The following is an 8,831-nucleotide window of genomic DNA, read 5'->3' as shown; positions in this document are numbered from 1 at the left end:
GTGACCATCTTCGAACGAATGCCGTTATTACAGGCACTTACAAAAGAAGAATACACAACCAATGCCGAATCAGAATCTAAGCAGCTGTTATTATTCAGCTAAACGTTGGGACACTAGTGACATAAAGTAATCCATAAAGCCGAATTATGAATGACGAAACAGAATCAACTTGGCGGAAGGAGACTGACTTTCTGTCACAAAATGTTGGGGATCTTTCCACAGTCGCCTTCCTTGCGAAGACTCTTGCAGATGAAAACAGGCTCCGCATTTTGCTGGCGTTGAGTACAGGCAAAAAATCCGTCTCGGTTGTGGTCGGCGAGCTCTCTCTCTCTCAACCCCTAGTCTCCCATCATCTGAAAGAATTACGCCGAGCACTTCTTGTGAAGGTTGAGCGCAGCGGCCCCTTTGTCTACTACGAACTCTCCGACCCACGCATACTGGACATCATGGAAGGCCTCTGCCATCTTGGCCAGGAATTACTTGCTACCCAAACCATATTCAAATGAGATTTCCTATGCCAAATCTTGCCTCTATCATTACTGCCCTTGAACCAGAGGAGGCGGTACGACAGCTTAGCCCCCTTCTCCGACCCCTGCTGTCTCACCTAGACAAAGATACGCGTCTCGCCTTCATTGCTAGCCTGTCCGGAGACCCCGACGATGACAAGGTGACCAGTCTCGTCCACCTCTGACTAGCAGAATGCATGGACGAAGGTGTCGATCCAACAAAAATGTGTCAGAGTTTAGTACATAAGGTGGCTCAGTCGAAACAGCTTATGGCGGTTGCCGACCCGGCCCTTTTATCACTGTTTGAGTCTTGGCTTGAGGAACTGGAAGATGAGGTGCTCACATTTAAGAAACAGTATCCCGAAGCCTGCGCCATTGACCTCACAGATAAACTAGGACTGTCTCGGAGTGGTGTAGCCTTTATTCTAGCTAAACTCGCTCGGGAAGAGAGGCTATAAATTCAGCAATTTCTATTCAGGAGCCGTTAGAAAATAACTTGTACTATTCTGCCCCACCTTTACAGCTCCTGATGTCGTTTATGCAGGAAAAAATGAACAGGTTATTTTTTGATGGTCTCGCAAAAAGTCACGGGATGGCTAAGCAAAAGGGCCGATATAAAAGGCGCAGTATGCTTTTGCGAATGAGGCCACACATATGGTGTACCGAATGAGCAAAAGTGCGCTGCAACGCAGTAGATCGGGCTTTTTGCGACGCCATCATTTTTTGCACAACGGCTTAGTTCCATGCCGTTGGTATTTTGATTCACGTAAGTTTGGCTAAAACCCGTTTGTCAAAGAAATGTTTAATAACCAACACCTACAAAGGAGACTCGGTCATGGCTTTATTCAAAAAGAAGACACTTACCGGACTTGCCCGCACTTGCGGCTGAGCAGCTAAAATCGGTCCGACGGCTCTGTCGGAAGCACTTGAAGGACTTACCCCACCTAACGATCCGAACCTGCTGGTAGGGATCGAGACTGCAGACGATGCAGCAGTGTACCGCTTATCAGATGAGATCGCCATGATCAACACGGTTGACTTCATCACCCCACCGGTGGATGATCCATATTGGTTTGGGCAGATTTCGGCTGCCAACTCCATTTCGGATGTCTATTCCATGGGTGGGCGACCGGTAACTGCGCTAAACGTGGTAATGTTTCCCTCCAAACACCTCGACATGGGGATCTTGAGAGATATTCTACGCGGAGGCCACGACAAGGTCGTTGAGGCTGGCGCCTGCCTGGTGGGTGGCCATACCGTAGACGATGAAGAACCAAAGTACGGGCTGTGCGTTAACGGGGTTGTGCACCCAAACCGCATTATCACCAATGCCGGAGCCCGTGTAGGAGATGTTCTCATCCTGACTAAAGCACTTGGCTCGGGAGTGCTCTTCAACTCGGTAAGATCCGGCAAGTTCACGTTCGCCGAATTGGAACGTGAGATTTTACCTGCCCTGGCGGCGCTAAATGGTCCTGCTATGGAGGCGGCGCTTAAGTTCGATCTTCACGCCTGCACCGACATCACCGGATTCGGCATCCTGGGGCATCTTCTCGAAATGGCCCACGGTTGCAACCAGAAGATAATCGTTGAGCATAGAGCTTTACCTTTCTTTCCTGGGGCGCTGGAGATGTATAAGAAAAAGGAAACCACCGGCAGCAACAAGGCAAACCGCGCCATGGTAGCGAAACATCATTTTACTCAAACGGTTTCTCTTGCTGAAGCCGAGGAGGAACTACTCTACGATCCACAGACATCTGGCGGCCTAGTGCTGGCAGTGCCAAGTGATCAGGCAACCGAACTGCTCGCTGCCCTCCATACGGCAGGGGTGAAGGCCGCAGTCCGCATTGGAGAGGTAGTGAACAAACCGGTGGGTATCGAGCTGGTGTAAACAGTGAATATCTTCGTATTGATGGCGATACTTGGCTTCGGCGCAGGATTTCTCTCGGGTTTGCTCGGTATCGGAGGCGGTATCATTATGGCCCCGCTCTTGCTGTACGTCCCTCCGTTTTTTGGATGTGAGCCCCTTACCATGAAGGTGGTAGCGGGGCTCACCATCGTCCAGGGGCTTGCCGCCTGTTTTTCGGGGATGATAGCTCATAAACGGTTTCATTTCGTATCCGGTGGACTTACTACCTGGATGGGAGTTACCATCTTTTGGGCCGCCCTCATTGGTGGAGCTGGGGCTCAATATGTCGCCAACCAAGTGCTTCTAGTAATCTTCGCGTTAATGGCTTTAGCAGCAGCGTTGCTTTTGCTTGTACCAACCCGGACGGACAACGATGCCCCTGATCTTGAATGCTTTTCTTTCAGCCGTCCCAAATCAGTGACCGTTGCCGGGACGGTAGGCCTATTGGGCGGCCTGGTGGGCCAAGGCGGCTCCTTTATCCTCATTCCGCTCATGACCTCTTTTATGCAGGTCCCAACTCGTATCGCTATCGGCAGCAACCTTGGTATTGTCTTTCTCGCCTCTCTGGCTGGTTTTATAGGAAAGGCTGCTACCGGACAGATTGTCTGGACCTTGGCCTTGCCCATCGTCGTCGCAGTAATCCCAGCGGCCCAATTGGGTGGTATTCTAAGCCGCCGTGTGCCGGTAGTTGGGCTAAAGATGCTTCTCGCTATCTTCATTGCCCTTGCCGCGGTACGAATTGGAGTCTCAGCGCTTATGTGAAAGATTCAACTTTCTCTTCATTGATTATAATAAACAACCGGGCCCAGAAGGGGCAAGAGGTGCGTTGTCCCGGTTGCTAACTCAGAATAACTTGAATTGTTCTACCTGTTTCTCCTGGATCTCCTGATATTGTGCATACTTGCGGATCATCTCGGCATCGAGACCCACCGTATCTACGCAATATCCTTTAGCCCAGAAATGATTACCCCAATAGAGCTTCTGCTTCAACTTGCGGAACTTATTTAAAATATTGATCGCTGTCCGCCCCTTTATGATCCCTACAAAATCGCGAAATTGAGTAAGATGGCACTTGATCATCAAGATGGGGCAACAGACAATAGCCCCTTGCCCTTATCCTTCCAAAGTAATACATTATTCATCAACAATGTCGTTTTTACCCCATCACTTCTACCCCTCTGGAGATCATGATGAAAAAATCCCTTATCGCAACCCTGGCTCTACTTGCCCTTGCCACTCCCCTCAACCTCGTCTGGGCAGAAACAGGACATGATATGTCGACCATGACAACAGGGACCGACACCACCATCATGCTCGACGCCGTTCAACAGGATGGAGTCTCGGCCATGGCCCACCTCTATGATGTCAGTGAAAACATGGCCAAGCATGGCATGAAAGAGACCCACCACATGATGGTCATGTTCACCGACACCAAGGACGGAAAACCCATTACCTCAGGGGCAGCCGCGGTCAAAGTCGCCGATCCTGCAACTGGCGTCATGTCGGAACCCAAAAAAATGATGCTCATGGGTGATGGCTTCGGCACCGATGTCACTGTCGCCACGCCGGGAACCTACACCTTTGAGGTCGGCACCAAGCTCGCCGACGGCAAACGGCGAGTCTTTACCTTTACCCATACTAAAAAATAACCGGGAGAAGACACCATGGGTCATCTTGTCCTGGCAGGCGGCGGCCATGCCCATCTCACGGTTCTGGCCAATATTGCCGACACGATCAAACGCGGCCATCAGCTGACGGTGATCGGCCCATCGCCTGAACATTACTACTCAGGCATGGGCCCTGGTATGCTGGGCGGCACCTACCGCCCGGAAGAGATCCGCTTCGCCACCCGCCATGTGGTCGAACGGCAGGGGGGACAATTCATCTTGGATCAGGTGGTCCGGATTGACGCCCCTAACCAAACCGTCCACCTGGCTTCGGGCCAGACCGTCACCTATGATGTGTTATCCTGTAACACCGGCAGCCAAGTTGACAACACGCTCCTTGCCGGAAACGACCCATCCGACATCATCACGGTCAAACCCATAGAACGACTCCAGCAGGCACAAGATCGAGTAGTCGCCTTGGCTGGGCGAACTCCCATTACCATCGCTATTGCCGGGGGCGGCCCTTCGGCTGCCGAAATCGCCGGCAACCTGAGACAGCTCACCAATAGACCGGGCTTACATCGCCCTCGGATCGTGATCTTTGCCGGACACGGTCTCATGGGACGATTCCCGGAAGGGGTCAAACAACGCGTCATCAGCTCTCTTACCCGCCGGGGGATTGAGATCATCAACCAACGGGTCACGGCAGTCAGCGACAAGAAGATCGTTACCGATTCCGGCACGACTGCCGCAAATCTTATCGTTCTCGCCTCTGGGATCACACCGTCACCACTGTTCCGCGAATCAGGCCTTGCCACCGGCCCTGAAAACGGCCTCCTGGTCAACCGCTTCCTACAGGCAGCTGATCATCCACAAATTTTCGGCGGCGGCGACTGCATCTACTTTGCCGACCAGCCACTGGACAAAGTCGGAGTCTACGCCGTCCGGGAAAACCCGATCCTCTACCACAACCTCCTGTCCAGTCTTGAGGGCCGCCCATTACAGCCCTTTATCCCCGGCGGCAAGTACCTATTGATCTTCAACCTGGGGGAAGGATACGGGGTACTGCACAAAGGATGGCTGACCATGGAAGGTCGGGTCGCTTTCTGGATCAAGGATCTGATTGATCGCCAGTTCATGCGCCGTTTTCAAGCCTTGGAAAAATAATACTTCGCTTGTCCCACCCAAATCGTTCCAGCGGGATCAACACCACAACGGGCTCAGCATGATTATCGGGATACCAAGAGAGATCAAAGCAGAGGAGTTCCGGGTTGGCCTGACACCTGAAGGGGCAAGAGAACTTAACAGCGAAGGGCATCAGATCCTGATTGAAACCGGAGCTGGCGAAGGCAGTGGTTTTAACGATCAGGAGTACCTCAAGGCAGGGGCTGTAACCACGACAAGAGAGACTGTTTACACCAAGGCCGAACTAATCGTCAAAGTCAAGGAGCCACTCCCCCAGGAATACGATTACCTTGCGGCAGGTGTCACCCTCTTCACCTACCTCCACCTCGCCCCAAACCCCACCCTCACTAGACTCTTGCTCAACAAGAAGGTAACAGCACTGGCCTACGAGACCTTGAAACTTGACAACCTCTTACCGCTGCTCGCGCCAATGAGCGAGATTGCAGGACGCATGGCCCCGTTAATGGGTTGTTTTTATCTGCAGCAGTGCCATGGAGGCACAGGGGTCTTGCCTACGGGAGCAAGCGGGGTCAGGCCGGGAAAACTTCTGATCCTTGGCTCCGGCATAGTCGGGGTCAATGCTGCCAAGGTCGGGATCGGACTCGGCATGGAGACTGTAATCCTGGGCAGAAACACGACCACCCTGCGCCGGATTGATGAGCAGTTCCAGGGACGCGTCAAGACCATCGCCGTGTCCCCTCAAACCATCGGCCAAGAGATTACCGATGCAGATATCGTCGTCGGGGCCGTCCTGGTGCCGGGCGGCAAGACCCCTGTGCTGATCAGCCGCGCCCTGCTGTCCACTATGAAACAGGGTGCGGTGATCGTGGACGTCTCGGTGGACCAGGGCGGCTGCGCTGCAACCTCGCGCCCCACCAGCCATGATGACCCGGTGTTCACCGTTAACGGCATCATCCACTACTGCGTGGCCAACATGCCCGGAGCCTACCCACGGACCGCAACCATCGCTCTCACCAGCGCCACCCTCCCCTATCTCAAGCTCCTGGCAGCCCAGGGGATCGACAATGCCATCGCGAACAATCCCGCCATCAGGTCGGCGCTCAATACCTATCGCGGCAAGATCACCAATAATACATTAATGGAGTCCCTTGGCTTCAGTCGCGGATAAGGTCGGGTTACGCTGCGCTAACCCGACCTACAAAAGACTTCTCCCATGCCCTTCGGCTCCACTCAGGGAACGATCCTTGGCCAACTAACCGTCCCCTGAGCGGAGCCGAAGGGCACGGAATCTTAACCAGAGACAATCACCTACGTGGTTAAATTACGATAAATTTCAGGCATCCTCCGGGGAAGTTTAGCAACCTGATCAATGAAAATATAGTTGACCTCGCCATACATATGAGCCATGTAAGCGTGAGCCTCCTTGTCGACTGTGATGCAGAAGGGGTGAATACCAAGGTTCTTAGCCTCGATCAAAGCATGACGGGTGTCCTCAATGGCATAGGCACCCTTGTACCCGTCATAGTCTTCTGGCTTGCCATCAGAGAGGGTAATCAGCAACCTGATGCGGGCCTCGGTCTTAGCAAGGAGCTGAGAGGCATGGCGGATGGCCGGTCCCATCCGGGTATACTCCTTGGGGGTGATGGCGGCAATCCGACCCTTAATCATGCTGTCATACGGTTCGTCAAACTCCTTCACCGTGAAGATCTCGCTCCGCAGGCGACGCATACCGGAAAACCCGTAGATTGCGTAGCGGTCACCCAAAGCGCTCAGCGCCTCACACATCAAGATCAAGGACTCCTTGAGGGCAGTACTGACCCACCCTTCGGTGGATGAGGACATGTCAATCAGAAAAAGGACTGCTATCTGCCGGTCATTGCGCTGTAGACGAATATACAGCCGCTCGGACGGTGAAACCCCGGCCTTGAGATCGGTCACGGCCTCGATCACTGCGTCAAGATCAATCTCATCCCCATCCCGCTGACGCATGACCATGGCCTCGGTTACGCTCATCATCTCGAACTGACGACGAAGACTGATCAACAGCCCCCGGTACTTGGCCAAGGTGTTAGCGACAAAGGTCCCGGCCACCGGCACGATCTGCTTGACCTGCACCTGACACCACTGCTTGCGGAATCCAGCCCGCCGGTAATCCCACTCATCGTAAGCCATAGGCCCCACAGCCAGAGATTCGGCATCATCTTCTTCTCCAACATTAACCACTGGATCCAAACCGCTGCCAGCCCGCCCGACAGCACTGACAATCCACTCGGCAGGAATACGCCCACCTTCGGCCACCATCTCCCGGAGCAAGGCAAAAAGCTCGGCGCTCAACTCAAACTCCAGCCCGCCAATCCTCAACACGCCTTGATTCAACTGCTCCTTGAGATCTTCACTCTCGACATCCGCACCAGGCCTCCCAAGCAGCATCGAACCCTGGTCCTCATCCACTGAGCTGCGGCCCGCCCCGGAGTCCTCCGGATATGCTTCGGCTTCCTCCTTCGGCGTTGTTGATTGCTGGTCGGAGATCATTCGACTCAAGGCCTCGATTATTTTCTCTTGGCGCTCCCCCTGCCTGCGGCAAATACCCTCATAAGCCGCCGCAACCGCCAGTTCCCCCATAAATGCAAGTGACTGGCCTGGCAGATACGGCGCAACCAGCGTCTCCGCAAACTGATACAAGGTTCTGGCAAGAACCATGCTTGCTCCCGCCTCTAGGCCCAGCGCATAATGTTCAGCAACAGCCTCGGCAATCGCTTCAGGTAGAGCCGAAACGCCATCGAAAACACCAACAACTTTCTCCACCACCCAGCGCTGAAGGGACATGACCAGTCCGCCCTGATCAAGAATCTCAGGGACCTGCGGCGTTATCCGAAGCAAACCGGACTTGAGCGCACTTACATCCGCCATCAGCCCGGAGAAATCATGATGCAGGCGAGCAGTGATCCTGATTGCCTCGGCAAGGTAAAAGAGGTCACAGGCCAGCTGCCTCTCGGCAAATCGGTCAAGGAAGGTGGCCACCGGATGCATCTCTTCAGGCCGGTTGAAGTCCTCTCTGCCCCGAAAGGTCCCCAACCGGTCAAGGGCAAGAAGAAAGGTGATGGTGAACTTATAGAACAAAAAATTTTGCGCCTGAGTGGGAAAGGCCTCGACCGCCGCCGGCAGAAAGACCGTGCTGGTGTCGAAGCTCGCCAGTGAAGACGGAGCCAAGGTCACGTCTCGCTCCAGGAGACTACGGGCATATGGCAGGAGCCGATGTTCGACCTCCGCCAAGCGGACTCCGGCCTCCCCCCGGATCTGACAAAGAAAGTTCTCCTCAACCGACTCCAGAAAGAGCTGGGCTTGGCGAAGGCCATCGGCCTCGTAGACATCGAGGGCGGTATTGATCCAGGCCGAAAACTGGGAAGGATGAAGACAAGTTGCGGCCTTGGCGGCCTGACCAACAACAGAGTAATAAAGGGCATAACTGACCGGCCAGACCACCGGCAGATGCCTCAAGGCCTGAGCACGGGCATCAGGAGTCAAATCGGCAAGCTTCTCTGCCAGTTCATCCCGTTCCCAATCGGCTACGCCATCGCCCAAGAACATGGCCAACCGTTGGTTGATGCGCTCAATCAAGGCCTGATCGGCAGACCCGTTCTCTTCAGACACCATCAGCACTCCTCT

General features: G+C 54.0%; 8 protein-coding genes and 1 pseudogene. 7 read left to right on the top strand and 2 right to left on the bottom strand.

What is annotated here, in order from left to right:
- The first annotated feature begins 146 nt into the window (after positions 1–146).
- From FP815_05555 to FP815_05540, 4 genes are all read left to right on the top strand, one after another.
- A complete protein-coding gene (locus tag FP815_05555; GenBank protein MBA3014402.1) occupies positions 147–506 on the top strand; it encodes a winged helix-turn-helix transcriptional regulator in 360 nt (119 codons plus the stop codon).
- Between the two features lie 224 nt (positions 507–730).
- On the top strand, positions 731–964 hold the full coding sequence (locus FP815_05550) for a hypothetical protein (protein ID MBA3014401.1): 234 nt from the start codon (positions 731–733) through the stop codon (positions 962–964).
- A gap of 440 nt (positions 965–1,404) precedes the next feature.
- Positions 1,405–2,394: a selenide, water dikinase SelD gene (gene selD / locus FP815_05545; protein ID MBA3014400.1), complete on the top strand. Its 990-nt coding sequence runs from the start codon at positions 1,405–1,407 to the stop codon at positions 2,392–2,394.
- Positions 2,395–2,397: 3 nt separating this feature from the next.
- Positions 2,398–3,174 (top strand): sulfite exporter TauE/SafE family protein, encoded by a 777-nt coding sequence (locus FP815_05540; GenBank protein ID MBA3014399.1) that lies wholly within the window; start codon positions 2,398–2,400, stop codon positions 3,172–3,174.
- An 81-nt stretch (positions 3,175–3,255) separates the two neighbouring features.
- Here the strand turns inward: FP815_05540 and FP815_05535 are convergent.
- Positions 3,256–3,462 (bottom strand): annotated as a pseudogene (locus FP815_05535) (IS200/IS605 family transposase).
- A gap of 137 nt (positions 3,463–3,599) precedes the next feature.
- Here FP815_05535 and FP815_05530 point away from each other — a divergent pair.
- Genes FP815_05530 through ald form a run of 3 tightly spaced genes read left to right on the top strand, consistent with a single transcriptional unit; the run spans position 3,600 to position 6,333 of the window.
- Complete coding sequence (locus FP815_05530) at positions 3,600–4,061, top strand: hypothetical protein (protein MBA3014398.1); 462 nt, start codon at positions 3,600–3,602, stop codon at positions 4,059–4,061.
- 15 nt (positions 4,062–4,076) lie between these two features.
- Positions 4,077–5,186, top strand: a complete 1,110-nt coding sequence (locus tag FP815_05525; GenBank protein MBA3014397.1) for a pyridine nucleotide-disulfide oxidoreductase — start codon at positions 4,077–4,079, stop codon at positions 5,184–5,186.
- Positions 5,187–5,244: 58 nt separating this feature from the next.
- Positions 5,245–6,333, top strand: a complete 1,089-nt coding sequence (gene ald, locus FP815_05520; GenBank protein MBA3014396.1) for an alanine dehydrogenase — start codon at positions 5,245–5,247, stop codon at positions 6,331–6,333.
- Between the two features lie 140 nt (positions 6,334–6,473).
- Here ald and FP815_05515 read toward each other — a convergent pair whose 3' ends face one another.
- Positions 6,474–8,819: a VWA domain-containing protein gene (locus FP815_05515; GenBank protein MBA3014395.1), complete on the bottom strand. Its 2,346-nt coding sequence runs from the start codon at positions 8,817–8,819 to the stop codon at positions 6,474–6,476.
- Positions 8,820–8,831 lie beyond the last annotated feature (12 nt).

It is taken from the genome of Desulfobulbaceae bacterium, from assembly GCA_013792005.1.
In the GTDB taxonomy this organism is placed as follows: Bacteria; Desulfobacterota; Desulfobulbia; order Desulfobulbales; family VMSU01; genus VMSU01.
This window is presented reverse-complemented; position numbering and strand designations above follow the sequence as displayed.